The organism is Streptomyces sp. NPDC058231, from assembly GCF_042882275.1.
GTDB lineage: Bacteria > Actinomycetota > Actinomycetes > Streptomycetales > Streptomycetaceae > Streptomyces.
The window spans coordinates 1-25,712 of record NZ_JBHVWN010000045.1; the positions used below are offsets into that span (position 1 = coordinate 1).

Here is a 25,712-nt window from a genome sequence, read left to right on the forward strand (position 1 = left end):
CCCCGATACTGGATGTATCGGGGGGATCCCGACAACGCGGCGAGCGTGCGTGCGAGACGTCGCCGAGCAGGCGGGACTTTCGAAACACGCCCTAGGGCCTAGGCCCTAACCACGGAAATTTTCGAGCAGCCGCAGCCACACCTCACTGATCGTCGGAAAGGCGGGGACGGCGTGCCAGAGCCGGTCGATCGGGACTTCGCCCGCGACCGCGACCGTCGCGGAGTGCAGCAGTTCGCCGATGCCGGGACCGACGAAGGTGACCCCTAGCAGGATCTCCCTGTCGAGATCGACGACCATGCGGGCGCGGCCCCTGTATCCGTCCGCGTACAGCCCCGAACCGCTGACCGCGGCGAGATCGTGGTCGACGGCTCGGACGCGGTGCCCTGCTCGTTCGGCCTCGGCGAGGGTGAGGCCCACGGACGCGGCCTCCGGGTCGGTGAACACGACCTGGGGGACGGCGGCGTGGTCGGCGGTGGCGGCATGAACGCCCCAACGGTCGCTCTCCAGTTGCGGGACGCCCTGGGCACGTGCGGCGATCGCCGCTCCTGCGATCCGTGCCTGGTACTTGCCCTGGTGGGTGAGGAGCGCGCGGTGGTTCACATCGCCGACGCCGTAGAGCCAGCTGCTGCCCTCCACGCGGCAGCTGTCGTCGACCTGGAGCCACGAGCCGGGCGTCAGGCCCACCTTCTCCAGGCCGAGATCGCCCGTGCGCGGAGCCCGGCCGGTGGCGAAGAGGATCTCGTCGGCCTCGATGTGCTCGCCGCTGTCCAGTTCGACGGTCACCGGGCTGTCGGGGGCGGAGCGCCGTACCGAGGTGACGGACACTCCCGTACGCACATCGGCTCCGGCCTCCGTCAGTGCCTCGGCGACGAGCTCGCCCGCGAAGGGTTCCATCTTCGGCAGCGGGCCCGAGCCGCGGATCAGCATCGTCACCTGGGCGCCGAGGGCCTGCCAGACAGTGGCCATCTCCGCTCCGACCACTCCCCCGCCGACGATCACCAGACGGCCGGGCACTTCCTTCGCGCTGGTCGCCTCGCGGCTGGTCCAGGGGCGGGCGTCGGCGACTCCGGGCAGGTCGGGAACGACGGCGCGGCTGCCGGTGCAGACGGCGACGGCATGCCGAGCGGTCAGCCGGTGCACGGTGCCGTCGGGTGCGGTGACGGAGACCTCCTTCGTACCGGTGAGCCGCCCCTTCCCCCGGTAGAGGTCCGCCCCGATGCCCTCCAGCCAGGTGACCTGCCCGTCGTCCTTCCAGTACGAGACATACTCGTCACGGTGGGCGAGGACCGCCGCGGCGTCCAGCGGTCCCTGCACGGACGCGCTGAGACCGGGGACCCTGCGGGCGTCGGCGCGGGCCACGACCGGGCGCAGCAGGGCTTTGCTGGGGATGCAGGCCCAGTACGAGCACTCCCCGCCGACGAGCTCCGACTCGACGACCGCCGTGGACAGGCCGGCCGCGCGGGTCCGGTCCGCCACGTTCTCACCCACCGGACCGGCGCCGATCACCACGACGTCGTACACGGCGTTCTCCACAGCATCTGTCATGGGGACAGTCTGATCGTGGGTGTGGGCTGTGGCCACACGGGCAGGCGGAATAGCGCAGGACAGGGCACCGTTGTGCCCGGTACGTCCGAACGGGCACAGGAAGAGGTATCAAGAGCATGAGCACCGTAGAGCTCACCAAGGAAAACTTCGATGAGGTCGTCAGCGGGAACGAGTTCGTCCTGATCGACTTCTGGGCTTCCTGGTGCGGCCCGTGTCGGCAGTTCGCGCCGGTGTACGACGCTGCGTCCCAGCGCCACGAGGACCTGGTCTTCGCGAAGGTCGACACGGAGGCGCAGCAGGAGCTGGCGGCGGCCTTCGAGATCCGGTCCATTCCGACGCTGATGATCGTCCGCGACAACGTGGCGGTGTTCTCCCAGCCCGGGGCGCTGCCGGAGGCGGCGCTGGAGGATGTCATCGGACAGGCCCGGAAGCTGGACATGGACGAGGTGCGCAAGTCCATCGACGAGCAGAAGTAGCGGCGCCGGGGTCCTACTTCAGGGTCGGCCCCATCGGGCCCGGTCCGGTGCCGGGGCGCGCGAGCCGGGCATGATCCGGGCGAGCGAACGCAGCCGTACGCCGAGGGGCCCGGTCCGTGGACATCGCTGTCCGTGGACCGGGCCCCTCGGCGTGCGGGTCAGAACGGGTGGCCGGCCGGTGCGCGCCGCACCGTGGTCCAGCGCAGCTCGGTGAATGCCTCCAGGTTGGCCTCGCCCCCGAACCGGGCGCCGGTGCCGGAGGCGGCGATGCCTCCGAACGGCGCGACCGCCTCGTCGTTCACCGTCTGGTCGTTGATGTGCGCGATACCGGTCGGGATGCGGTCGGCGAGTTCCAGCCCGAGTGCGGTGTCGCGGGTGATGATGCCCAGCGAGAGTCCGTACGGGCTGTCGGCGGCCAGCGCCGCTGCCTCGTCCAGCGTGTCGAAGGACCGTACGGGGGCGACCGGGCCGAAGACCTCTTCCGCGTACGCGGGTGTCCCGTCGTCGACATGGGTGAGAACGGTGGGGCGGTAGAAGAGTTCGCGGTGGGTGCCGCCGGCGGCGAGCTTCGCGCCGCGCGCAGTGCTCGACTCCACCAGGCGGTGGATCTTGGCGAGCTGGCCGCGGTCGATGATCGGACCGAGGTGGACCTGCTCGCGGTGCGGGTCACCGACGGCCAGCGCGTCGGCCTTGGCGACGAGCCGCTCGACGTACTCGTCGTGGAGCGAGGAGTGCACGAGATGCCGGCCGGTGGTCATGCAGATCTGGCCCTGGTGGAAGAAGGACCCCCAGGTGGCCTGGGCCACCGCGCCCTCCAGGTCGGCGTCCTCCAGGACGACGAGGGCGGAGTTGCCGCCGAGTTCCAGGTGGGCTCGCTTGAGGAGCCGTCCCGCCGCCTCGCCCACCGCACGGCCCGCGGCGGTCGAGCCGGTGAAGGAGATGACCGGCACGCGCGGCTCGGCGACCAACGCCTGGCCGACCTCGGCCCCGCCCGGCAGGACGTGCAGCAACTCCTCGTCGAGTCCGGCCTCGGCGAACACGGCGGCAAGCGCGAGCCCGCCGCAGACCGCGGTGCGCGGGTCGGGCTTGAGGAGGACGGCGTTGCCCAGCGCGAGTGCGGGGGCGACGGACCGGATGGAGAGGATCAACGGCGCGTTGAACGGGGCGATCACGCCGACGACGCCGACCGGAACCCGTCGGGTGTACGAGAGCCGCCGGTCCTCGCTGGGCAGTACCTCACCGGCCGGACGGGAGGCGAGCGCGGCGGCTTCGTAGCACTCCTGGGCAGCCACATGGAGTTCGAAATCGGCCTTGCCGGGGATCGATCCGGACTCCCGCACGAGCCATTCGCGCAACTCGTCGGCGTGGGCGGTGAACAGGTCACCGGCCCGGCGCAGGACCGCGGCGCGCACGAAGTGCGGAGTGCGGGACCAGGCGGCCTGGGCGGCGGCCGCGGCTTCGGCGGCCTCGGTCACGTCCCCGGGCGCCGCAAGGGCGATACGTCCGAGCACGTCGCCGGTGGCGGGCTCGACGACATCCGACTCACCTCCCGCGAGCGCTCGGGGCTGCCAGGCTTTGGGGTCGAGCAAGGGCATGAAGGCTCTCCAGTCGATCGGTTCGAGGGGCGGTCCCCCTTCGCAGGGGCGCGCGGGGCGTGCGGCAGTGGCTTCGCGGGGACTGCGCGATCCGGCGCAGCCGTGCGAGCTGCGTCCGGCCATCGAACGAGACTCGCCCGGTTGAACGTGCAACATCGTAGTCACGCCGCTCCGACCGAAGAAGGAGTTGATCGAACTGTTGATCGGGATTTCCGTAGCGGGGCGCACGTCGGCCCCGCGCCCGGTCCGTCCGCCGAATCCGCACCTCCGGAAGCAGGTTGCGCGCCCCGTCGCTCAGCCGTCGGCAGTTCGCTCCGAGACCCTGACCGACAGTCCGTAGTCGAGTTCCGCCCCGTCGACGAGCAGCGCCTCGACGGTCTTCGTCGCCGGATCGATGTCCGCCACCATGCCCTCGCCGGCGTACCGGGGATATCCCGACGCCCCCGTCTCGCCGGTGGCCTTCACGACGGCCGAGCGGATGGCCGCGCCGGCCGGCCGGGCATCGGGGGCGGCGTCGGTGAATTCGGGGACGAGCAGGATCTCGTAACTCTGCGGGTGGCTCATGGTCATGACGCTAGGCAAGCGATGCGCGACGCGCACGTTGCCGCGCTGCCGTGTTGCGCCGGTGCCCTGGTACGGCACAGTCGTGCGCCCCTCAGCCGGACTCTCTGGGGACGGCCCGCGCTCGCAGCAGGTCATGGCGCTCCAGCATGCCTGCGGGGTGCTGGACCAGCCGGTCGACCAGGTCCGCCAGCGGCTGCGCCGTCGCCAGTTCCATCCGCACGCTGCTCAGTCTGGGCCGCAGCAGCCTGCCCAGCAGCAGGTCGTCCGCGCCCATCACCGCCGTCTCGGCGGGCACCTCGATGCCCGCGTCCTGGAGGGCCCGCATCAGCAGCATCGCGTAGGCGTCGTCGTACGCGAACACGGCGTCGAGTCCGAGTGTGCGCCACCGGACGGCGAGCGCGGCCGCCGACTCCTCCTCGTACCGCAGGGGCAGTGGTTCGACATGGGCTCCGCCACCGGACGCGGCCCGCCGGGCTCCGGCCAGCCTGGGTTCGGCGAACACGGCGAGGCCCGGTTCCTCCGGCATGACCACCCCGATCCGGCGCCGTCCGCGTTCCAGCAGGTGACCGATCGCGCAACTGCCGACCTCTCGCTGGTCCATGACCAGGGCGTGGGCTCCGTCGACCGGCTGCGGACCGAGGGTGATCACGGCCTTGGCCCCGGAGCGTCGCAGCACGGCCGTCCCCTGCGGGGTGAGGGCGACCCCGGCGGGTGCGATGACGGCGACAGGGCGGAGTTCGGCCCAGGCGCGGGCGGCGGTGTCGGCGTCCAGGCCGAGACTGCCGTGCTGGACCACCGTGTAGTCGAGACGGCGCAGCCCGGACTCGAGTTCGTCGAGGAAGCGGTGCTGGAGCGGACCGGCCGGATGGCTCCCGGTGGGCATCAGCACCATCCGGGAGTGCCCGGCGCGCAGACTCCGGGCCGCCGCATGCGGCACATAACCCAGTTCGGAGGCGGCTTCCCTGACCCGGCGGCGGGTGGGCTCGCTGATCCGTACGGTCAGGTTGTTGTTGAGTACGTACGACACGGTGGCCCTGGACACTCCGGCGACCCGCGCCACGTCGGCGCTGGTCGGGACGGGGCCTTCGGTGGGCTGCTCGGGTAACTGATCCATGGCGTCGGGCAGTCTTCCAGACCGGTCCGGAACGGTTACGCTCCGGGGCATGGACGACTCGTCGATGGTGGGGCTGCTCGGCCGGGTGACCGGAAGGATCGGGCCAGGCCTGGTCGGCGAGGTGATCGTACGGATCCGCGGGGGTGCCGAACACTTCCTCGCCCATCCCGCCTCCCCCGAGGAGCGGATGGAACCGGGAACGGTCGTGACGGTGATCGAGTATCTGCCGCCGCGCACGGTCTATGTGGCGCGCGCCTACGACAGTTGAGGTGGGTGCAGCGCCGGTGCCAGAGGTGCGGCAGTCAAGAATGCGGCAAGGTTCTGCACACCTCTTCTCCGCCGGCTCACGCAGGAGAAGACTTCCTCTGTTCAGCAGTGCCGACGGGGCACTGCGATAAGGGGGCGCATGCCGATGCTCATCGGCGTCACGGCGGGACTGGCACTCGCTGCCATCATTGTACTGATCGGCCTGTTCAAGCTCATGTGGCGAGTGGCCGAGCCGAACGAAGCACTCGTCATCTCCGGCTCCAAGCACAAGACCGAAGGTCTCGGGCAGGGCATGGGGTTCCGCATCGTCACCGGGCACGGCACGCTCGTCATGCCCGGCGTACAGGCGGTGCGGAAGATGTCGCTGGATCTCAACGAGACCGAACTTTCCGTCGACTGCGTCACGCATCAGGGGATTCCCCTTCGGGTGCGGGGCGTTGTCATCTTCAAGGTGGGCGACGACTTCGTGTCGATCGCCAACGCGGCCCGCCGATTCCTCGACCAGCAGAAAATGATGGCGGAGCGGGTGCACAACGTGTTCGCCGGTCATCTCCGTTCCATCGTCGGCGGGTTGACCGTCGAGGACATGATCCGGGACCGGGAGAAACTGACCGGACAGACCCGGGCGGCATGCGGCACCGAGATGGAGAAGCTCGGTCTGATCGTCGACTCGCTGCAGATCCATGAGATCGAGGACCCGACCGGGTACATCAAGAACCTCGCCATGCCGCATGCCGCGGCGGTGCAGCGGGACGCCCGGATCGCCCAGGCCGAGGCCAACCGCCGGGCCACCGAGGCGGAACAGCAGGCTGCCGCGCGGATGTCGGAGGCGACCCGCGACAGCGAGATCCTCCAGGCCGGCTATCAGGCCGAGCGGGACAAGGCGGGGGCCAAGTCACGGCAGGCCGGACCGCTCGCCGACGCGGCGGCCCGGCAGGAGGTCGTGGTCCAGGAGACCCGGGTCGCCGAGCTGGAGGCGCAGCGCCGCGAGCAGCAGCTGCAGGCGGACGTGCGGAAGCCCGCGGACGCTCAGGCGTACGAGAAGCGGACGCTGGCGGAGGGCGAGCGCGACGCCCGGATCTCGGCCGCCGAGGCGCATGCGAAGGAGACCGAGCTCGCTGCGGTGGCCGAGGCCAACCGGGTCAAGACGGCGGCGCTCGCGGAGGCCGAGGCCACCAAGGCGCGCGGCGCGGCCGCCGCGTCGGCGACCCGGGCGACCGGTGAGGCGGAGGCGGCCGCGGCCCAGGCCAGGGGGCTGGCGCTGGCCGAGTCGACCCGGGCCAAGGGGCTGGCCGAGGCCGAAGCGATCAAGGCCAGGGCCGCGGCCCTGGCGGAGAATCAGGAAGCGGTCGTGGCACAGCAGCTGGCCGAGAAGTGGCCGGAGATCGTCGAGGCGGGCGCCGGTGCCTTCAGCAGCGTGGACCACATGGTGCTGCTGAACGGGGCCGACGGCATGGCGGAGATGTTCGCGAAGGCACTGACGATGGGTGGCACGGGGCTGGGTCTGGCCCGGCAGCTGCTGTCCACGATGGGCGACAAGGGCGAGCCCCGGACCCCGCCGCCGGTCAACGGTGTCGTACCTGCGGTGCCGCCGTCGCCGCGAAAGGAACACATCCCGGTGACGGGTGACCAGTCGGACGGCACAGCCTCCTGACCGTACCGGTGGTCGTGGCCGGTGTCCGTCCGTCAGTCACGGGCGAGCACCGGCCACAGCTCCGGGTCCTCGAGGTCCGGCGCCCACAGAACCGTGTCGAACCCACCGTGGCTGCGCGGCGCGGGCAGCTGGGCGGCGGCGCCCGTGGTGTCCGGGTGCCACACGTCCGGTTCCGTCCGTCGCCGTCCCGGTTGCGAGCGATGCCGGGACGGGAGGCGCGCGCGTCCGTCGACCACGGCCGCGGACCTGCTGCCCATTCGGCGGACCCGCTCCACGAGATGGGCCGTTCAGCCCCTACGGTGTTGCGATGACCATCCATCAGCGTTCAGACAGCACGGAGCTCGCGGGCTCGACGCGCACCACCGACTTCCCCGGCCGCACCGGCCCGGCCGCCACCGTCGAGGCCGACCCGCACGACGTGGGCCCGGTCCGCACGTCGTACGCCCCGGACCGCGACGGTGATCCCGACCCCGGCGAGATCGTGTGGACCTGGGTGCCGTTCGAGGAGAACGACGGACGGGGCAAGGACCGTCCGGTGCTGGTGGTGGCGCGGGAGGCGGCGGGCACACTGCTCGCGGTACAGCTCTCCAGCAAACAGCACGACCGGGAGCGCGAGTGGGTGGCCCTGGGCGCCGGCCCGTGGGACAGTTCCGGCCGGCCTTCCTGGGTCGATCTGGACCGGGTACTGCGGGTGTCCGAGGACGGGATGCGACGCGAGGCCTGCGCGCTGGACCGGGACAGGTTCGATCTCGTCGCCGACCGGCTGCGGGAGCGTTACCGCTGGAACTGACCGGCGGCACGGGACCCGGCCGTCATGACGGCGTTGCCTCCTATGGCCCAACGTCACCATGACGGCCGGTGTCCACCCCTATGGCCCAACGTCACGGTTGCGGCTGCGCCACACCGTCGAACGTCCGCACGAACGCCTCCCTGGTGGCCGACCGGGGACTGCGGTCGAGGATGCCGAAGACGATCTGCTCGAAGTGTCCGGCGAACCGGCCGTCGTCGGCGAGCAGCGCCCGGAAGGCACCGGCCACCTGCGCCGGATCGTTGAGGAACACTCCGCAGCCCCAGGCGCCCAGCACCAGCCGCCGGTACCCGCGCACGGCCGCGACCTCCAGCACCCGCTCGGCGCGGGAAGCGAGCGCCGCGGGGATCCGATGGGCCTCCTCGGGGGTCCTGCTGCGGATCACCCCGGCGTTGGGCGCCGGCGAGGTGAGGAAACCGACGGTGTACGGGGTGTCGAGCAGCCGCCCCCGGTCGTCTCGGAACACCGGCACGCCCGGTGAGTGGATCACCCGGTCGGAGTAGAAGGCGCTCCGTTCGGCCCGATGGTGGGCGTAGTAGTCGGCGGCGCGCAGCAGCGTGGCGTACAGCGCCGAGCCACGGCACAGCGCCTCCTCCTGCGCCTGGGCCCCGTTGAGGTACCCACCGCCGGGATTGCGCGCGGAGGCGTAATTCAGCACGGCGACCCTACCCGGCCCCTCAGCGGCCATCCGCCGCGCCGCCTGCAGGCTGCTCTCCCCGGTGACCTCGACGACGGCCCGGCGGTCGGTGTCCAGCGCGGCGACGGGCACCGGCTCGGGCCCGTACAGCCTCGTTCCGGAGAGTGCGGCCGCCAGCGCGCGCTCGATACCGACCTCGCGCCCCTCGGGCGTGCGGTAGCACCCCGCGTCGACGATGGACTCGGTCTCTGCCGCGATGGCGCGCAGCCGGGCGCTCATGGACACTCCCCCGTGTGGTGCATATGGGGCATGTTCGCCGCCCCTGCGGCCCGGGCGCAAGCGAATTCCCGCCGCACAGGGGCCCCCTTGTGCGATCTCCCGGCAGAGGTTTGGGTGGTACGACGTACCGACAAGGAGGCCCCGGAATGTCATCGGACACCCCCGCCGGCCACGGTCCGGCCGAGTGCGACAGGCCCCTCGACGAGCGCGAGGCGGAGGAACTGCTGCGATGCATCTGCTTCAAGACCGGCCCGCCCCGACAGGTCGGTGTCGAGCTCGAATGGCTCATCCACGACCGTGAGCACCCCTGGATCCCGGTCCACCGTCGGCGGCTCGAGCGGGCTGCCGACGCCGTACGGACCCTGCCGCTGAGTGCGTCGCTCACCTTCGAACCCGGCGGACAGCTGGAGCTCAGCTCGCTCCCCGCCGGTTCCCTGACGGACTGCATCGATGCCATGGCCGCCGATCTGACCGCGGTGCGCGGTGCTCTCGGCCGGTCGGGCCTCGCGCCGGCCGGTCTCGGCCTCGACCCGTGGCATCCGCCACGCCGTCTGCTGCACGAACCCCGCTACGACGCGATGGAGGTCGCGTTCGACCGGTCGGGTCCGGCCGGCCGGGCCATGATGTGCACCACCGCGTCGGTCCAGGTCTGTCTGGACGCCGGCGAGGAGGAACCGGGACCGCTCGGCTACGGGCGGCGCTGGCAGCTGGCCCATCTGCTGGGCGCGGTGCTGGTCGCGGTGTTCGCCAATTCGCCGTACCAGCACGGCAGGCCGACCCGGTGGCGCTCCGCCCGCCAGTCGTTGTGGGCCGAGCTCGATCCGGTGCGGACCCTGGCCCCGCCCGCGCACCTCGCCCCGCGCGAGGCCTGGGCCGCTCATGTGCTGGACACCCCGGTGATGTGCATCCGAGGAGGCGAGGGACCGTGGGCCGTGCCCGAGGGACTGACCTTCCGTGACTGGATCCGTGCGGGTGTGCCCCGGCCGCCGGTGCGCGCCGATCTCGACTACCACATCAGCACGCTCTTTCCGCCCGTGCGCCCGCGCGGACATCTCGAACTGCGCATGATCGACGCGCAGCCGGGTGACGACGGATGGATCGTGCCGCTCGCGGTCACCACCGCGCTGTTCGACGACCCGGAGGCCGCCGAGACCGTGTACCGCACCGTCAAACCGCTGGCCGAGACCGCGGGACCACCGCCCGCGCCGCGCAACCCGCTCTGGGCGGGCGCCGCCCGCGACGGCCTCGCCGACCCCGAACTGCAGGCGGCAGCCGCCACGTGCTTCGGACTCGCGCTCGAAGCGCTGCCGCGGTTGGGTGCGAGCGAGGCCGTGCAACAGGCGGTGGCGCGTTTCCACGAGCGATACGTCGCCCGGGGCAGATGCCCGGCCGACGATCTTGCCGAACGGCTCGCGATATCCGCGGCGCCGTCGATGCCCGCGGTGGACGCGGCGCCGTCGGCGGTCCGTCCGGGACAGGGAAGGAAGGACCGCTCATGACCGACTCCCCCACGACGCCGGCGCCCGCGCCGGACGCCGAGGTGCTCCGGAAGCGCGCTCTCACGGCCCTCCTCACCGCCCGGGAGCGCACCACGCTGCTCACCGAGAGCGTGGACGACCACGAACTGATCTCCCAGCACTCGCCGTTGATGTCGCCCCTGGTGTGGGACCTCGCGCACATCGGCAATCAGGAGGAGCTGTGGCTGCTGCGCGGCGTCGCCGGGCGGGAGGCGATGCGACCGGAGATCGACGGGCTGTACGACGCCTTCGAGCATCCGCGGGCGAGCCGCCCGTCCCTGCCGCTGCTGCCGCCCGCGGAGGCCCGCTCGTACGCCGCTGAAGTACGCGACCGGGCCCTGGACGTCCTCGACAGCACCGCGCTGACCGGTGGCCGCCCGCTCGTGGAGGCCGGTTTCGCCTTCGGGATGATCGCCCAGCACGAACAGCAGCACGACGAGACGATGCTGATCACCCATCAACTGCGCTCGGGTCCGGCCGCGCTGACCGCGCCGGAGCCGCCGAGGCCCACCGACGCGGCCGGGCTTCCGGCCGAGGTCCTGGTCCCCGGCGGTCGTTTCACCATGGGTACGTCCACCGAACCCTGGGCCCTCGACAACGAGCGCCCCGCCCATGTGCGCGAGGTGCCGGGCTTCTTCATCGACACGGCACCGGTCACCTGCGGTGCGTACGAACGGTTCATCGAGGACGGCGGTTACACCGAGCGGCGCTGGTGGGCGCCGGAGGGGTGGGCCATGGTCCGCCGGCACGAACTGACCGCTCCACTGTTCTGGCACCGTGACGCGGGACAGTGGCTGCGCCGCCGGTTCGGGGTGACGGAGCCGGTGCCCGCCGACGAGCCGGTGCTCCATGTCAGCTGGTACGAGGCGGACGCGTACGCCCGATGGGCCGGGCGCCGACTGCCGAGCGAGGCCGAGTGGGAGAAGGCGGCGCGTCATGACCCGGTCTCGGAGCGTTCGCGGCGCTACCCGTGGGGCGACGACGACCCGTCGCCGGAGCGGGCCAATCTCGGCCAGCGTCATCTGCGGCCCGCGCCGGCCGGTGCGTACCCGGCGGGCCGGTCGCCACTCGGGGTACGGCAGCTGATCGGGGACGTGTGGGAGTGGACGTCGAGCGACTTCCTCCCGTATCCGGGCTTCGCGCCGTTCCCGTACCGCGAGTACTCGGAAGTCTTCTTCGGGCCGGACCACAAGGTGCTGCGCGGCGGTTCGTTCGCCGTGGACGCGGTGGCCTGCCGGGGTACGTTCCGCAACTGGGATCTTCCGGTTCGACGCCAGATCTTCTCCGGGTTCCGTACCGCGAGGGATCTCTGATGTGCCGTCATATTGCCTACGTGGGGCCTTCGGTGGCATTGGCGGAGCTGCTGACCCGACCGGTCCACGCGTTGGTCCGGCAGTCCTGGGAGCCCCGGCGGCAGCAGTACGGCACCGTCAACGCGGACGGTTTCGGGGTGGGCTGGTACGCGGACGGCGACCCGGTGCCGGGGCGCTACCGGCGCCAGGGGCCCGTATGGGCCGACCAGTCCTTCGACGATCTGGCCCGCGTGGTGAGGAGCACGGCGCTGCTCGCCGCCGTCCGGGACGCCACCGAGGTGGGTGCGGACGGTGAGGCGGCAGCCGCGCCGTTCGCCGCGGGGCGCCTGCTGTTCAGCCACAACGGAGCGGTGCCGGGCTGGCCCGGCTCCCTGGCTCCGCTGGCCGCCACGCTGCCCCCGGCCGAACTCCTCACCCTCGCGGCGCGCTGCGACTCCGCCCTCGTGTGGGCCCTGGTGCAGCACCGGGTCGCGCAGGGCGACGAGGTGCCGCAGGCCGTCGCCGACACGGTGTGCGAGATCGCGGGTGCCGCGCCCGGCGCCCGGCTGAACCTGCTGGTCACCGACGGCACCACGATCGTGGCGACGGCCTGGGGAGACACCCTGTGGTATCTCGCCGAACCGGGCCGCCACGCGATCGTGGCCTCGGAGCCGTACGACGACGATCCGCACTGGCAGCAGGTCCCCGACCGCACTCTGCTCGTCGCGACCTGCACCGACATCCTGCTGACCCCGCTCAAGGAGCCCTCCGAGTGAGTCCCTTCCTGCTGACCCGCACCATGCCGGCGGACGCGACGGACGCGGCGCTCCGCGCCGACGTACTCCACGGCCTGACCCGGAACCCGAAGACGCTGCCGCCCAAGTGGTTCTACGACGCACACGGCAGTGATCTGTTCGAGGAGATCACCCGGCTGCCGGAGTACTATCCGACCCGCGCCGAACGGGAGATCCTTCTCGCCCGGGCTCCCGACATCGCCGCGGCATCCGGGGCCCGGACCCTGGTCGAGCTTGGTTCCGGCTCGTCGGAGAAGACCCGGTATCTGCTGGACGCGCTGCCCGCGCTGGACAGCTACGTGCCCGTCGACGTGAGCGAGAGCGCGCTGCGCGGCGCGGCCGAGGCACTGCTCGCGCAACGTCCGGAGCTGTCCGTGCACGCGCTGATCGCCGACTTCACCCACGGGCTGGCCCTGCCCGGCACGCCCGGGCCGCGACTCGTCGCCTTCCTGGGCGGCACGGTCGGCAACCTGCTGCCGGACGAGCGGGCCGTGTTCCTGAAGTCGGTACGGTCGCTGCTCTCGCCCGGTGACACGCTGCTGCTCGGTACGGACCTGGTGAAGGACGAGGAGACGCTCGTCGCCGCGTACGACGACTCGGCGGGGGTGACGGCGGCGTTCAACAAGAACGTGCTGACCGTCGTGGACCGGGAGCTGGGAGCGGACTTCGATCCGGCGGACTTCGACCATGTGGCGCTGTGGGATCCGCGCCACGAGTGGATCGAGATGAGGCTGCGGGCCCGCAGGGCGCTCACGGTGAAGATCCCGGAACTCGATCTGGTGGTGCCTTTCACCGCCGGCGAGGAGCTGCGCACGGAGGTGTCGGCGAAGTTCCGGAAGGACGGGATCGAGACCGAACTCGGCGCCGCCGGGCTGCGGCTGACTCAGTGGTGGACCGACTCGGCGGACCGGTTCGCACTGTCGCTGGCCACGGTGGTCTGAGCGGTACGGGCGAGCTCGCGCCGGCCGGGCCCGGTGCCCGCGGGGATCGGCGGCAACACGCGGATCTCCGCGGTCAGCCCCGCCGCCCTGACCACCCGCCACAACGACGCGCCTAGCGGATCGTCACCCACGAATGCGGCGGCGCCGGCCACCGGTCCGCCGGTCGCCCCCGTGCGGTAGCTGATGCATACCGGACGGACCTCTGCGCCCGCGTCGATCGCGGCCTGAAAGACGGCGGGCCGGAACCGGCCGCCGGTCCCCCGCCCGCACCAGGTGCTGCCCTCCGGGAAGGCCACCACACGTGAACCGCCGCGCAGCGCCTCCGCGACGGCGCGCACGGTCGCGGGCAGCGCCCGCAGCCGGTCGCGTTCGACGAACAGTGTGCCGCCGAGCGCGGCGAGCGGGCCGAGCACGGGCCACCGCCGGATGTCGCTCTTGGCCAGCATCCGTCCGGGAACCACGGCGGCGACGAGCGGAATGTCCAGCCACGAGATGTGGTTGGCGACGACCAGGGCGCCGGGCGCACCGGCGCGCACCGTCCCGGGGTACGGATACGGGACGCCGGTGACCCGTATCCGTACCCCGAACGCCCGCACCACGCCGTACGCCCACCATCGGATCAGCCGGTCGCGCGGCCCGGCTCCCAGCAACGCCACCGGAACGGCGCACACCACGCCGGCGAGGACGAGGGAGCACCCCGCGAGCAGCAGCGCCGTGGCCGCCGCTGTGCCACGGGCCGGACCGTTGTGGCCTGCGCAGGTGTGCGGGGTGCAGGGTGCGGTGGGCAGCCAGGCGCTCATGCCAGCGAAGCCAGGGACAGGAAGTGGCGCAGGTAGCGCGGGTCGGTCCGGCGCAGCGACAGCAGTACGTAGAGGTCGGCCACGCCGAAGTCGGGGTCGTGCGCGGGCGCCCCGCAGACCCAGGCACCCAGCCGGAGGTAACCGCGGAGCAGCGGCGGCAGGGCGGCCGTCCCGGTGCGCGTGGGTGCCGCGGCGGCTCCGGCGGGGCGGGTGGCGGCGGTGGGCTGCCAGAGGCGGTGCGGGGTGACCCAGTACTCCTCGGGGGCCAGGTACTTCGCCCGCACCGTGTCCCAGGCGCCGGCGGCCAGCGTGCCGCCGTCCGCCAGGGGTATCGAGCAGCAGCCTGCCAGCCAGTTGTGCCCGCTGCGCACCATGTAGCGGGCGAGGCCTGCCCAGATCAAGGCGATGACGGCGCCGTCGCGATGGGCCGGGTGGACGCAGGAGCGGCCGACCTCGATCAGGTCGTCCCGGATCGGGCCGAGCCGGCCGAGGTCGAACTCACCCTCCGCGTAGAGGCGTCCGGCGGCCCGGGCCCGTTCGGGCGGGAGCAGACGGTAGGTGGCGATGACGTCGCCGGTCGCCGTCTCCCGTACCAGCAGGTGGTCGCAGTAGGCATCGAACGCGTCACCGTCCAGGCCCGGCTCCGGCCCGTCCAGCCTGGCACCGAGTTCACCGGCGAAGACCTGGTGGCGCAGGCGCTGCGCGGCGCGCACGTCCTCCTGCCCGGCGGCGAGGGAGACCCGGTAGTGCGGCGGGGCCGTGGCCTCGGACGGGGCCGGGGGGACGGAGCCGGCCGGCGCCGGAGCGGGCGGGGCCGGCGACGAGCGGAGGGACGGGCAGCACGTTCATGACGGTCTCCGGGAACGGATCGGCAAGGGCGGCTGCCGGGCTGCCGCACTGCTGCGACGGCCCGACCCCTTACTTCTTCCGTGACCGGCTGGATTCGACGTGACGGTCGTGGGGAGCCTGGATGTGCGACGGCTGAATCCCGGGGTGTGCCGGCTCCGACCGGGCACCTGCCGCGCGGCAGTGCTCCGGGCGGGGCCTCACGCCCTGCCCCGTCGCAGCGGACCGGGCGAACCGGTCCGGCCGGGGGGCGGACCACCCGGCCGGCCGGTCCGGTCAGCTGCCCGCGAGGTCGGCGGTGATCCGTTCCGAAGCGGACTTCGCCTCTTTCAGCGGGTCGCCTCCGAGCAGGACGGCCGTCATGTACGGCTTGATCGGGTTGGTGGCCTCGACCGCCGCCCACTCGGGCGAGTTCGGGGTCGCGCGACCGCGCCGGGCGCCCGCGGCCATCGCGGCGGTGCCCGCCTGGCCGTCGATGACATGTGCGAGGCTCGGCTTGTTCGGCACATAGCTCATGGACTTGGCGAGATCCTCCTGCCACTTCGCGCTCGCCAGTGCCTTGACCACGTCGATACCGGCGGCGCGCTCGCCCGCCTTGTCCGGCACGATCAGGTCGGAACCGCCGGTGAAGACGGAGCCGGGATTCTTCGCGGTCTTGCCGGGGATCGGGAAGTAGCCGAGTTTTCCCTTGAGTTCGGGGTTCTTGTCCTCGATGAGCTTCGCGCTGCCCGGGACGGAGATGATCTGCGCGACATCTCCCTTGGCGAACACATCGGTCTGCGGGGGGTTTTCCTCGTCGGCGTCCTTCGGGCCGTTGCCGTACGACTGGAGCTCCTTGTAGAAGTCCATGCCCCTGAGCGCCGCCGGGGTGTCCAGGGAGCCTTCCCACTCGCCGCCCTTCTCATCGGCCAGGTCGCCGCCCTCGTCCCAGATGAATCCGGCGAGTACGTACCAGTTCTGGCCCGCGAGGAAGATCCCCTGATTGCCGTCCCGGTTGAGCAGATCGCTGTCCGCGACCCACTGCTGCCGGGTCTTCGGCGGGCTCGTGATGCCGGCCTTCTTGAAAAGGTCCTTGTTGTAGATCACCACACGGTTGGCCGCGTACCAGGGGATGCCGTACTGGACGCCGTCGATGCTGCCCGGGTCGGCGAGTCCTGGCAGCCAGTCCTCGCTGCCGAGGTCGCGCATCGATTCGAGCGTCAGATCGCGCAGGCCCCCGCTCTCCGCGTACTGGGCGACCTGGGTGTTGCCGACCTCGATGACGTCCGGGGTCTCCTTGCCCTTGAGGGCCGCAGTGACCTTGGGGCCGATTCCGCTCCAGCCCTGGATCTTGAACTCCAGTTCGATGGAAGGGTTTTCCTCTTCGTACGACTTCTTGAAACGGTCCAGGAAGTCGGCGGAGGCACTGTCCTTCATCAGCCAGATCGTAACCTTCTTGCTGCCGGAGCCACCCGAGTCCGAGACGTAGCCGCAGCCGCCCAGCACAACGGTGGAAGCGAGCGCGACGGCCCCGACAAGTACGCGGTTCTTCACTGGGTCACCTTCTGCGAAACGGCACGACGAAATCAGAACCCGGTGTGGGGGATTGCGGGCGGCGCTCGCACGGGCGTGGCTGGATTTTGGTATGGACCATTCAATTGGTCAAGACCTGTTCATCGCGCATTCTCCACCACGACCTCTCGCGCACCGAGGCAGGGTGGGGCACCGTGGTAGAGAGGAAAGGGGACAGAAGATGTCCAATCACACGTATCGAGTGACGGAAATCGTAGGAACCTCCCATGAGGGCGTCGATGACGCCATTCGGCGGGGCGTCGCCAGGGCTTCAGAAACGTTGCACAATCTCGACTGGTTCGAGATCACCCAGGTGCGCGGTCAGATCGTGGATGGCCGAATCGAGCACTATCAGGTAGGCCTGAAAGTCGGCTTCCGGCTCGACGAGAACGCCGAGAACGCCGAGAACGCCTGACCGCGCACGGCCGGATCACGTACGGCCTTCGCGCTCCTGCGCGTCCTTCAGAGACGGCGACGCCACCGCCCAACGGGCCCGCACCACGGTGAAGCCGGCCTGCTCGGCCGCGTCGCAGACCAGTTCGTCGTCATCGACCAGCATCCGCACGTCTCGCTCCCGACCCAGCCGCTTCAGGATCTCCAGCTTGGTCTGCCGGGCCGGACGGCGGTCGTCGTTGCGGCGCATGTACACCCGTCCCTCCGGCAAGCCGTGCTCCGCCAGCCAGGCCACGGTGTCCCGGCGGCAGCGCTCCGGCCGTCCGGTGAGATACCTGATCTCGCATTCGGCGGCGCTGCCCAGCACCAGCCGCACGCCCTCGTCGAGCGGCGGATCGTCGACGGCGGCGGCGAAGAAGCCGCTCCAGTCCCGCCGGGCCCCTTCCAGGAAGTGCTGGCGGTGGCCGCTGTCCGCGAGCGTGCCGTCCAGGTCGAATACGGCCAGCGGCCGGGCGTCGTGTGTCACGGGCCCAGCCTAGGAGGTGCCGCCACCGTGTCACGCCCGCAGGACGGAAAACGGCGCAGGGCGAGGGCTGTTCGGCGGGAAGGATGTCCTCGACGAGGGGTGCGGTCCCGCCGTCACCTCGGCGGCGGTCCTACTTCCGCAGCAGGAGGGGTGTCCCGGCCTGCTGCCCGTACCCGGCGAGGTACAGCTTCATGACGCACTGGTCCACGGCCTCGACGAACACCTGCCGGCCCCAGTACGAGCTCAGACGGTGCGCGACATCGACCAGCCGGCGACGCTCCTCCGGCGAGTACGCGGGGAACCGGACCCAGCCGTGGTCGGAGATCCGGCTGCCGAGATCGTTGAACAGCGTCGCTCGCGCGCGCTGCTCCTCCTCGTCGGTCAGCGGTGCGGGCGTGTGTTCCGCGGACTGCCACCGGACGTTGTACAGGTCTCGGATCATGGGTCGCTCGCAGGTTGTTCGCGGGTGGCTCGGGTCGTCGCCGGGGAGCCTACCCGCACCTGCGGCCTCCGGTACGGCCGAAGAGTCCGCCCCCGGCACCCCTTCGCCGCCCGATGTGTCGCGCCGGGCACCGGGGCTCTCACCGGCGGCCGGCCCCGTGCGGTGCCCGCCGCTTCGCGGCGCGCGGTGACGCGCCCTCGGCCCTGCCGGGTACGTCCGGCACGAGGATGCACCCCGCGCGGGACGTACCGGCAGTCGCCGCCCCGTCGTTGACCTGTGCCGCCCGGGTCAGCCCCAGATGCGCTCGGCGTAGTCGGCGAAGTTGCGGCCGAGGATCTTCTCGATCCGTTCGGATCCGTATCCCCGCTTCTCCAGCAGCCGTATCAGCTCGCGGAACTGGTCGACGCCGCGCAGGTCGACCACGAAGGGGTAGGTGTCGGCGCGCTCGCCCGCGGCACCGACACCGGCGGCCTGGCGCTGGGCGACGTGTTCGGCGAGCCGGGTGCGGTACGCGTCCAGGTCGTCGATGCAGGTGACCGGACCGTCGGTGCCGATGCCGACGGCGTCCTCCCCGCAGACGTTCACCGCGTGGTCGATGTGCTCGACCACGTCGGCGGCGGTGGCGTGGCCGGTGGGGTTGAGGAACGGCATGAAGTAGATGCCGACGAAGCCGCCGCGGGAGGCGACCAGCCGCAGCTCCTCGTCGGTCTTGTTGCGCGGCAGGTCGGTGAGAGCACGGCAGCCGGTGTGGTTGACCGACACCGGGCGGGTGGAGATCCGGGCGGCCTCCAGACAGGTGTTCTCGCCGCTGTGCGACAGGTCGACCATCATCCGGCTGTCGTTGACCGCCTCGACCACGTCGCGGCCGAACGGTGTCAGGCCACGGTTCTCCGGGGCCATCGATCCGTCGCCCAGGTGGTTGGCCTGGTTGTACGTCAACTGGAAGACCCGGACGCCGAGTTCCTGAAAGGTGGCGATCCGGCCGAGGTCGTCGCCGACGGCTACCCCGTTCTGGAATCCGTAGATCACACCGACCCTGCCCTCGGCCCTGGCCCGGTACAGATCGGCAGCGGTACGGACCTTCAGCAGGTCGTCGGGGTGGGAGCGGATCAGTCCGTCCCACACCTCGATCTCGTGGAGGGTGTGCCCGTACGGCTCCATCTCCCCCATCACGTACCCGAGGGTGATGTTGACGGCGTTCACGCCGGAGGCGTGGGCGTCGGCCAGCGCACGGCGGTCGATGGCCAACTCGTCGATGGTCTGGAGAAGTTGTCCGGCGCCCTCGGCCGCTTCGGGGGCGTTGGGATTCTCCAGCCCGCCCAGGGCGTTGATGATGAGCATGTCGCGGGGTGCGGTGGTCATCGGCCGGTCCGTCCTTCCGGGGAGTGCCGGGTGTCGTCCTGTGTCGTGAAGTCGGCGCGGTCGAGGCGGACTCCGCGCTTGACCACGAAGTCGATACTGCGCAGGTTGCGGATGTCGCTCAGTGGATCCTGGCGCAGGACCACGAAGTTGGCGAGCTTCCCCGCGGCGACGGTACCCATGACGTCATCGGCCCCCATGCTGAGCGCGCCGGCCAGGGTGGCCGCGCGGATGGCCTGCGCGGTGGGCATGCCACAGCGTTCGACCAGGAAGACCAGCTCGTCGTGGAGCGAGGGGAAGGGCTGTCCGGGCGCGGTCTCGTAGTCGGTGCCGGCCGACACCTCGACGCCGGCCCGGAACGCCTGGCCGGTGAGCGCGGCGGACAGCTCGGCGTTCGCCCGCGCCTGCGCCTTCGCCTCCGGGGTGTCGGCGTCGTCGGCCAGCCAGTCCCACAGGGAGTTGGTGGCGTCCAGGACGGTGCCGCGCTCACGCATCCGCGCGAACAGTTCGGCCATCCCAGGATCATCGCCCGGCAGGAAGCGGCCCCGGTCGACCGGGGGCTTGTCCTTGTAGGTGGTCAGCGGGCGGTCGGCGAACTCATGGACCAGCAGGTGGACGTGGGAGACCGCGTCCACCCCGGCGTCCACCACCTCGCCGGGCGAGGCGGGGAAGACCGCCGCGTGCGCCCACACGCCCATGCCCTGCCGGTGCGCCTCGGCGGTGATCGCGGCGACGGTGACTGCCGGCAGGTCGGCGTAGATCTTGACGGCGGTGGCGTAGGTGCCGCGGGCCACGGCGATCGCGAGCGGCAGGTCGGTCGCCCCGGTGACGGCCTGCATCCACGGCACGGCGCCGGGCACCGCACCCTGTGAGACCTGCCAGGTGCGCGGGTCGTCGAAGAAGCCCGGCCCCGCGGTCAGCGCGGCGTAGTGGATGTCCGGTCCGGGGATCTCCCCGACCAAGGTGGCGCGCGCCAGGTCCGCGACGTGGCGGAGGTCGTCGGCCATGTCACGGATCGCGGTGACACCGCCGTAGACCTGGCGGCGCAGCACGGCCTCGGCCACCGGGCGGTTCGGCGGAGTGGCGATGTGCTGGTGGGAGTCGATCAGGCCGGGGACGATGAACGCCCCCCGGAGGTCGACGATCCGGGCCTCGGCGAGCAGCGCGGCGGGGATCTCGCCGTCGGGCACGACGGTGCGGATCTGTGCGCCGTCCACCACGACCGACGTGGACGGGCGTGCGGGACCGCCGGTGCCGTCGATCAGGGTCGCGCCCCGGTACAGCACCACGGTGCCCTCCGCCGGGGCGGCGAAGGGAGCCGGAGCGCCGACATCCTCATGAGCCATCGCTTACACCTCTCCGTCGTACGGCGGGCACCAGTTCATGGATTACAACTGTTGTAACTCTGATTCCGCCTGTGGGAACGTACGCTACCGTCCTGGTACGCCACCGAGTAGAGGAGAGGGGTGGTCGGGAGTGCCGAGGTCCTCCAGTTCGGCCGTCGACAAGGCACTGGACCTGGTGGAGGCGGTCTCACGGTCCGGCCGCCCGCTGCGGCTGAGCGAGGTCGCCGAGGCCGTCGGCCTGCACCGTCCGACCGCCTACCGCGTGCTCGCCGACCTGGTCCGGCGCGGCTGGGTGCTGCGCACCGGCGACCATTACCTGCCCGGTGCGGCGGTGTTGCGCATTTCGCGCACGGCCTCCGCCAACTCCCTCGCCGCGCTTTCCCGTCCGGCGCTGGAGGCGCTGGCGGCGCGCACCGGGATGATGGTGAACCTGCAGGTACTGGAGCACGACCGGTCGCGGGTGGTGGATGTGGTCCGCCCTGCGCGGCTGGAGATGATCAGCCTGCTCATCGACGAGGCGCTGCCCGTGCACCGTTTCGCCGGCCCGCTCGCCCTCGTCGCCGCGCTCCGCCCGGAGGCCCGCGGCCCCTACCTGCGGCCCGCCGAGGTCGACGGTCACCCGATGACCGGTCCGCACGGCCTGCTCGCCGATCTGGAGCGGGTGGAGCGGACCGGCTTCGCGGTGGAAAGCGGACGCACCGAGGCGCTGGTGGCCTCGGTGAGCCGTGCGGTCGTACCCGAGCCGGGACTGCCGTTGTGCGCGCTGACGGTGGTGGGACCGGCCGCAGAATTCCAGGAGCCCCTGCTGACCGAGTTGCGCCATGCGCTGCTGGACGCCACGTCCGACGTGTCGGGAGCGCTGGGATCGGCGGCCGCGCCGGCCGGCTCCGCCCACGACGTGTCCGCCCATGCCGTCGACGACCGTACGGAGGACGCGCGATGAGCGGGGTACTGGTACTGGACGCGGCACAGACCCGCGCATGCCTCGAACCGGATCCACTGGCCGAGGCGCTCACCGTGGCGCTGGTCGCGGTCGCTCGCGGTGAGGTCTCCGCGCCGCCCCGGATCGCCGCCCGGGCTCCGGCGGGTCTGCTCGGGGTGATGCCCGCCCACGTCCCCGGCCTCGGACTCGCCGCCAAGCTGGTTTCCGTGTTCGCCGACCCGGCCGACCCGGGCCGCAGTTCCCACCGCGGGGTCGTCGCCCTGTTCGACGAGCAGGACGGCCGTCCGCTGGCCCTGATGGACGCCGAGTCCGTCACCGCCGTGCGCACCGCCGCCACCGCGACACTGGCCATGCGGACGCTGGCGGCGCCGGGCGCGAACCGGATCGCCGTACTGGGTACGGGAGTTCAGGCAACCGCCCAGGTCGATCTGCTGGCCCGGAAGGCCCCAGCCACGCCCGTGGTGGTCGGCGGCCGGGATGCCGGCCGGACCGCCGCGCTCGCCGCACGGCACCCGCACGCCACCGCTGACACCGTCGAGGGCGCAGTGCGCGGCTCGGACGTCGTCCTCTGCTGCACCGGCGCGCGCGAGCCCGTACTGCGCCGGGCCTGGCTGGCCGAGGGTGCCCATGTCGGCTCGGTCGGCGGCTCCCACGGACCGGAACTGGACCCGGACACCGTCCGGGACGGCTCACTGTTCGTGGAGTGGACGGGTGCGGTCACCTCGCCGCTCCCCGCCGGGGCTCACGAACTCCAGGGCTGCCTGCCCGACCGGGCCGCCCTGCTGGGTTCGGTCCTCGCCGGCAGCCACCCCGGACGCCGTGATCCGCGTGAACTGACGGTCTTCAAGTCCACCGGCCACGCCGCGCTGGATGTCGCCGCGGCCGCCGTGGCCTACGCGGCCGCCCGCGAACGGCACCTCGGCACGAACCTGGAGCTGTGAGGGCCGCGCGACCGGACGCACCGCGCACGGAGGGATGACGGACCTCGGGGCACGCAGTCGGGGTGCGGGGCGGAGTCCTCAGCCGATCAGCGCCAGGACCAGCACCAGCAGAACGGCCGCGGCAGCCGCCGACCAGGCGGCCCGCAGCACCCGGCGCCGGGACCAGACCGAACACGCCTCGGGCCCGTCACGTCCGGGGAAGACATAGAAGACGTGGTCCGGATCGTCGGCGAGAACGACCTGCGCCAGTGGCAGCCAGCGGAGCTCGGCGCGTCTGGACACCTCGTCCGGCCGGGGTGCGAGCGCCGCCCCGACCGCCTTGTGATGCGACGGGTCCAGGCCGTCGGGGAGGGCCGCACCGGCCTTCTTCAGGGTGACCCGTTCCCAGGCGGCGCCACGCGTCCGGTGTCGCACGCGGCGCGGCGGTCGCGGCTCGGGGAGCGTCAGCGAGGTCCGGTGGGCGGTGTACGTGACGAAGCCCCCGGTGTAGAGGGTGAGCGTCCCCGTGCCGTCGCATCCGTCATGCCTGGTCGACCCCTCCCCGTCGCAGCTCGGGCACGGCACGGCGCCCGTTCCGTTGCACTTCGTACACTTCTTGACGCCCTTTCCCCGGCATCCGGGGCAGGCGGTGCCCGGCTTGCGGCACTCAGCACATGTGACACGCGGACGGGCCGGACCGCTCCTGGCCGCCGCGGGGGCGCCGGTACGCCGCTTCCCCGTTCCGTCGCACCAGGTGCACGGATCGATGCCCGCGCACTCCGGGCAGGGGGACCCCTCCGTGCAGCGCAGCGTTCCGCGCGTCGAGCACCGTTCGCACGGGGTCCGGCCGCCGGCGCAGGTGCAGGACACCTTCCGTACCGAACCGCGCAGCACGAACTCCACGGTCTTCGGTCGCGCCGGATCCGCCGGCGGCTCGACCGGACAGTCACCCAGATCGCCCTCGTAGACGGTCAGGTGCGAGAGATCGGGCCGCCCGCCCCTGTGGACCTGTTTCGTGGTGCGGGTCTCGATGGACCGGTCGACGGTGAGGTCGAGCATCTGCAGGCGGGAGACCTCCGCGCCCTCGGCCGGGGGCCGCGCTCCCCGGCCGTGCCGTCCGGCACACCGGGCGACCGCATCGAGTATGTCGCCCTCGGACAGCGAGTCGGTCATGACCGTTTTCCGCCTCCCCCGATCGACGCGTCCCCGCGCGGACAGAAGCGTAGGGCGCGGTCTGTGGCATCCTCAAGAGGGCGGCCTGCGGGCCGGGTTACGGGCGCGGGAAGATGCGCTGCGGCACCGCGCTCCGGTCGGCCGGCGCACTGCGGCCGGTGCTCCACGTAGCCGTACGGTCACGTTCCGCACGCGTGCGAAAGGTTGTACCGATGCTGATGGAAACTAAAAGCTACGTAAAGCTAACCTTAATTCGTGGCATCTAAAGTTACCGATGTGAAGCGAATACTCCTGCGTTCGGGGAAAAGCCCTTACGCCGTCGTTCCCGTCGAGCGCGCCCTCCACGAGGACGTGTTCGCGACCAACTCCGGCAACCTCATCTTCAGTGACGCAACTCACAAGATCCTGGAGACACCGAGGACCGAAGTGGTGTCCAACGGCATCCGGACGACCGTGGCCGCGGCCGACCGGATCAACGAGGAGTACGACGCCTTCGTCATCCCGCTCGCCAACGCGTTCCGGCCGTCCTTCGAGCCCCAGCTCAAGCGGCTGACCCAGCTCATCTCGAAGCTGAAGATCCCGGTGGTCGTGCCGGGCGTCGGCGCCCAGACCGGCACGAACTACTCGGCGAACCGGCTGCGCGCGATGGAACCCTCGGTGCGCGCGTTCGTCTCCGCGGTCCTGGACCGCAGCGCCACCATCGGAGTGCGCGGCGAGTTCACCGAGAGCTACCTGCGGGACATGGGCTTCCGGGACGTCGAGGTCATCGGCTGCCCGTCGATGTTCATGGGCGGCCGCGAACTCGTCATCCGCGAGAACACCCGGCCGCTGGGGCCCGATTCGCGGATCGCGATCAACGGATCGCACGACGCCGTCAGGAAGCACAAGCTCGGGCGGATCATCAATCACACCCACGCCCGCTACCCCCATCTCCGCTTCATCGGCCAGAACCTCTCCGACGCCCGGCAGTTGCACTGGCGCGATCTGAGCCACGAGAACGCCGCCATAAGCGACATACCCACCCATCCGGACCATCCGATGTTCGGGGAGGACAAGGTCAGGGTCTACATCGACCCCAAGACCTGGATCGACGACCTGCGGGGCTTCGACTTCTCCTTCGGCTCCCGGATCCACGGCAACATCGCCGCGCTGCTCGCCGGCACCCCGGCGACGGTGCTCTGCGGCGACTCCCGGACGCTGGAGCTGTGCCGTTACTTCGGCATCCCGCACCGGATGCTCGCCAAGGCCCCCGAGGACCTGGACCCCGCGGACCTCTACGCCGAGGCGGACTTCGGGCCGCTGATGCGCGGACACCACGAGCGGTTCGACCGGTTCATGAACTTCCTGGACAAGAACGGCCTGGAGAACACCTTCGTCCACGGTGACGGTGGCGCGGCGTTCGAGTCCCGCATGAGCGAGCTGGCCTTCCCCGCCGGCATCCGGCCGTGGAACGGCAGCGGCATCCCCGAGATGAGCACCCGCCTCAACTGGCTCCAGTCCCAGCTGGCCGATCTCAGCGACCAGAACGTCCAGTTGGAACGGCGTCTGGCCAAGAGCAACAGGCTGCCCGCCGCGCGTGACGGCGAGAGCCCGTCCAGGCGTTCGTACCAGCGTGCGCGCCGGGTGATCCCCGGTCCCATCAAGCGGGCGCTGCGCAACGCACGCTGAGGCCCTTCGTCCGGATCCGGCCCGATCCGGACGAGAGGCTCCGGCGCCCGGGCGGTACCGCTCCCCCGCCGGAACCGGACCGCTCTTCGACGCCGGGCACCGGGGCCGGGTGCGGGTCATGGACCGCGCACCCGGCCCGGACCGTCCGGGCCGTACCCGTACCGCACGGGGCGGTCCGACGGCCCGCACGACTCCCCCGGTCTAGAATGGAACCGTTTGTCCCGGATTCCTGCCTGTACCGATCCGTACGGAGTCACCGCGC

26 protein-coding genes are annotated in these 25,712 nt (G+C 71.5%); 12 read left to right on the forward strand and 14 right to left on the reverse strand.

Annotated features, from left to right (window positions below):
* Positions 1-105: 105 nt before the first annotated feature.
* Positions 106-1,545, reverse strand: a complete 1,440-nt coding sequence (locus tag ACFVXE_RS25925; RefSeq protein ID WP_389674558.1) for a dihydrolipoyl dehydrogenase family protein — start codon at positions 1,543-1,545, stop codon at positions 106-108.
* Positions 1,546-1,661: 116 nt separating this feature from the next.
* Between ACFVXE_RS25925 and trxA the strand changes: the two genes are divergently transcribed.
* Positions 1,662-2,021 (forward strand): thioredoxin, encoded by a 360-nt coding sequence (gene trxA / locus ACFVXE_RS25930; protein ID WP_389674560.1) that lies wholly within the window; start codon positions 1,662-1,664, stop codon positions 2,019-2,021.
* A gap of 158 nt (positions 2,022-2,179) precedes the next feature.
* On the opposite strand, the gene ACFVXE_RS25935 is transcribed toward trxA, so the two are convergent.
* The 3 genes from ACFVXE_RS25935 to ACFVXE_RS25945 form a co-directional block, all read right to left on the reverse strand.
* Entirely contained in the window at positions 2,180-3,616 is a 1,437-nt protein-coding gene (locus ACFVXE_RS25935) for an aldehyde dehydrogenase family protein (RefSeq protein ID WP_389674562.1), read from the reverse strand.
* Positions 3,617-3,910: 294 nt separating this feature from the next.
* Positions 3,911-4,186: a hypothetical protein gene (locus ACFVXE_RS25940; RefSeq protein WP_389674564.1), complete on the reverse strand. Its 276-nt coding sequence runs from the start codon at positions 4,184-4,186 to the stop codon at positions 3,911-3,913.
* Between the two features lie 85 nt (positions 4,187-4,271).
* Entirely contained in the window at positions 4,272-5,294 is a 1,023-nt protein-coding gene (locus ACFVXE_RS25945; RefSeq protein ID WP_389674566.1) for a LacI family DNA-binding transcriptional regulator, read from the reverse strand.
* Between the two features lie 49 nt (positions 5,295-5,343).
* Here ACFVXE_RS25945 and ACFVXE_RS25950 point away from each other — a divergent pair, with 49 nt between their 5' ends.
* Positions 5,344-5,562, forward strand: coding sequence for a hypothetical protein (locus tag ACFVXE_RS25950; protein WP_389674568.1), 219 nt, complete (start codon positions 5,344-5,346; stop codon positions 5,560-5,562).
* A 138-nt stretch (positions 5,563-5,700) separates the two neighbouring features.
* Positions 5,701-7,215 (forward strand): flotillin family protein, encoded by a 1,515-nt coding sequence (locus ACFVXE_RS25955; RefSeq protein ID WP_389674570.1) that lies wholly within the window; start codon positions 5,701-5,703, stop codon positions 7,213-7,215.
* 32 nt (positions 7,216-7,247) lie between these two features.
* Here ACFVXE_RS25955 and ACFVXE_RS25960 read toward each other — a convergent pair whose 3' ends face one another.
* On the reverse strand, positions 7,248-7,379 hold the full coding sequence (locus ACFVXE_RS25960; protein WP_389674572.1) for a hypothetical protein: 132 nt from the start codon (positions 7,377-7,379) through the stop codon (positions 7,248-7,250).
* Between the two features lie 143 nt (positions 7,380-7,522).
* On the opposite strand from ACFVXE_RS25960, the gene ACFVXE_RS25965 reads away from it, so the two are divergent.
* Positions 7,523-8,005 carry a type II toxin-antitoxin system PemK/MazF family toxin gene (locus ACFVXE_RS25965; RefSeq protein WP_389674573.1) on the forward strand — a complete coding sequence of 161 codons (483 nt, stop codon included), beginning with the start codon at positions 7,523-7,525 and terminating at the stop codon, positions 8,003-8,005.
* Positions 8,006-8,096: 91 nt separating this feature from the next.
* Here ACFVXE_RS25965 and ACFVXE_RS25970 read toward each other — a convergent pair whose 3' ends face one another.
* Positions 8,097-8,939 carry a TIGR02452 family protein gene (locus ACFVXE_RS25970; protein ID WP_389674574.1) on the reverse strand — a complete coding sequence of 281 codons (843 nt, stop codon included), beginning with the start codon at positions 8,937-8,939 and terminating at the stop codon, positions 8,097-8,099.
* A gap of 146 nt (positions 8,940-9,085) precedes the next feature.
* On the opposite strand from ACFVXE_RS25970, the gene egtA reads away from it, so the two are divergent.
* From egtA to egtD, 4 genes are read left to right on the forward strand one after another with little or no spacing between them, the layout of a single operon-like run.
* Positions 9,086-10,438, forward strand: a complete 1,353-nt coding sequence (gene egtA, locus ACFVXE_RS25975; RefSeq protein ID WP_389674576.1) for an ergothioneine biosynthesis glutamate--cysteine ligase EgtA — start codon at positions 9,086-9,088, stop codon at positions 10,436-10,438.
* Positions 10,435-11,769, forward strand: a complete 1,335-nt coding sequence (gene egtB / locus ACFVXE_RS25980) for an ergothioneine biosynthesis protein EgtB (protein WP_389674577.1) — start codon at positions 10,435-10,437, stop codon at positions 11,767-11,769. Before egtA ends, egtB begins: the two co-directional genes overlap by 4 nt.
* Complete coding sequence (gene egtC / locus ACFVXE_RS25985; protein WP_389674579.1) at positions 11,769-12,524, forward strand: ergothioneine biosynthesis protein EgtC; 756 nt, start codon at positions 11,769-11,771, stop codon at positions 12,522-12,524. The genes egtB and egtC overlap by 1 nt, the downstream gene beginning before the upstream one ends.
* Entirely contained in the window at positions 12,521-13,483 is a 963-nt protein-coding gene (egtD, locus tag ACFVXE_RS25990; protein ID WP_389674581.1) for an L-histidine N(alpha)-methyltransferase, read from the forward strand. Before egtC ends, egtD begins: the two co-directional genes overlap by 4 nt.
* Here the strand turns inward: egtD and ACFVXE_RS25995 are convergent.
* From ACFVXE_RS25995 to ACFVXE_RS26005, 3 genes are all read right to left on the reverse strand, one after another.
* Complete coding sequence (locus ACFVXE_RS25995) at positions 13,426-14,283, reverse strand: lysophospholipid acyltransferase family protein (RefSeq protein ID WP_389674583.1); 858 nt, start codon at positions 14,281-14,283, stop codon at positions 13,426-13,428. The two genes, egtD and ACFVXE_RS25995, sit on opposite strands and share 58 nt — an antisense overlap.
* The gene (locus ACFVXE_RS26000) at positions 14,280-14,996 is read right to left on the reverse strand and encodes a GNAT family N-acetyltransferase (RefSeq protein ID WP_389674584.1); all 717 of its coding nucleotides are present in this window, start codon (positions 14,994-14,996) and stop codon (positions 14,280-14,282) included. The genes ACFVXE_RS25995 and ACFVXE_RS26000 overlap by 4 nt, the downstream gene beginning before the upstream one ends.
* Before the next feature lie 409 nt (positions 14,997-15,405).
* Positions 15,406-16,662 carry an extracellular solute-binding protein gene (locus ACFVXE_RS26005; RefSeq protein ID WP_389674586.1) on the reverse strand — a complete coding sequence of 419 codons (1,257 nt, stop codon included), beginning with the start codon at positions 16,660-16,662 and terminating at the stop codon, positions 15,406-15,408.
* Positions 16,663-16,861: 199 nt separating this feature from the next.
* On the opposite strand from ACFVXE_RS26005, the gene ACFVXE_RS26010 reads away from it, so the two are divergent.
* Entirely contained in the window at positions 16,862-17,095 is a 234-nt protein-coding gene (locus ACFVXE_RS26010; RefSeq protein ID WP_389674588.1) for a dodecin, read from the forward strand.
* Between the two features lie 15 nt (positions 17,096-17,110).
* On the opposite strand, the gene ACFVXE_RS26015 is transcribed toward ACFVXE_RS26010, so the two are convergent.
* The 4 genes from ACFVXE_RS26015 to ACFVXE_RS26030 all read right to left on the reverse strand — a co-directional run bounded on the left by ACFVXE_RS26015 (position 17,111) and on the right by ACFVXE_RS26030 (position 20,746).
* On the reverse strand, positions 17,111-17,599 hold the full coding sequence (locus tag ACFVXE_RS26015) for a hypothetical protein (protein WP_389674590.1): 489 nt from the start codon (positions 17,597-17,599) through the stop codon (positions 17,111-17,113).
* 130 nt (positions 17,600-17,729) lie between these two features.
* Entirely contained in the window at positions 17,730-18,041 is a 312-nt protein-coding gene (locus tag ACFVXE_RS26020; protein ID WP_389674591.1) for a hypothetical protein, read from the reverse strand.
* Between the two features lie 288 nt (positions 18,042-18,329).
* Positions 18,330-19,403 (reverse strand): dipeptidase, encoded by a 1,074-nt coding sequence (locus ACFVXE_RS26025; RefSeq protein ID WP_389674593.1) that lies wholly within the window; start codon positions 19,401-19,403, stop codon positions 18,330-18,332.
* The gene (locus ACFVXE_RS26030) at positions 19,400-20,746 is read right to left on the reverse strand and encodes an amidohydrolase family protein (protein ID WP_389674594.1); all 1,347 of its coding nucleotides are present in this window, start codon (positions 20,744-20,746) and stop codon (positions 19,400-19,402) included. The genes ACFVXE_RS26025 and ACFVXE_RS26030 overlap by 4 nt, the downstream gene beginning before the upstream one ends.
* A gap of 130 nt (positions 20,747-20,876) precedes the next feature.
* Here ACFVXE_RS26030 and ACFVXE_RS26035 point away from each other — a divergent pair, with 130 nt between their 5' ends.
* Complete coding sequence (locus ACFVXE_RS26035) at positions 20,877-21,689, forward strand: IclR family transcriptional regulator (RefSeq protein WP_389674596.1); 813 nt, start codon at positions 20,877-20,879, stop codon at positions 21,687-21,689.
* Positions 21,686-22,630 (forward strand): ornithine cyclodeaminase family protein, encoded by a 945-nt coding sequence (locus tag ACFVXE_RS26040; protein ID WP_389674597.1) that lies wholly within the window; start codon positions 21,686-21,688, stop codon positions 22,628-22,630. The genes ACFVXE_RS26035 and ACFVXE_RS26040 overlap by 4 nt, the downstream gene beginning before the upstream one ends.
* A gap of 78 nt (positions 22,631-22,708) precedes the next feature.
* On the opposite strand, the gene ACFVXE_RS26045 is transcribed toward ACFVXE_RS26040, so the two are convergent.
* Positions 22,709-23,782 (reverse strand): hypothetical protein, encoded by a 1,074-nt coding sequence (locus ACFVXE_RS26045; RefSeq protein ID WP_389674598.1) that lies wholly within the window; start codon positions 23,780-23,782, stop codon positions 22,709-22,711.
* Positions 23,783-24,058: 276 nt separating this feature from the next.
* On the opposite strand from ACFVXE_RS26045, the gene ACFVXE_RS26050 reads away from it, so the two are divergent.
* Positions 24,059-25,450, forward strand: coding sequence for a polysaccharide pyruvyl transferase family protein (locus tag ACFVXE_RS26050; protein ID WP_389674599.1), 1,392 nt, complete (start codon positions 24,059-24,061; stop codon positions 25,448-25,450).
* Positions 25,451-25,712 lie beyond the last annotated feature (262 nt).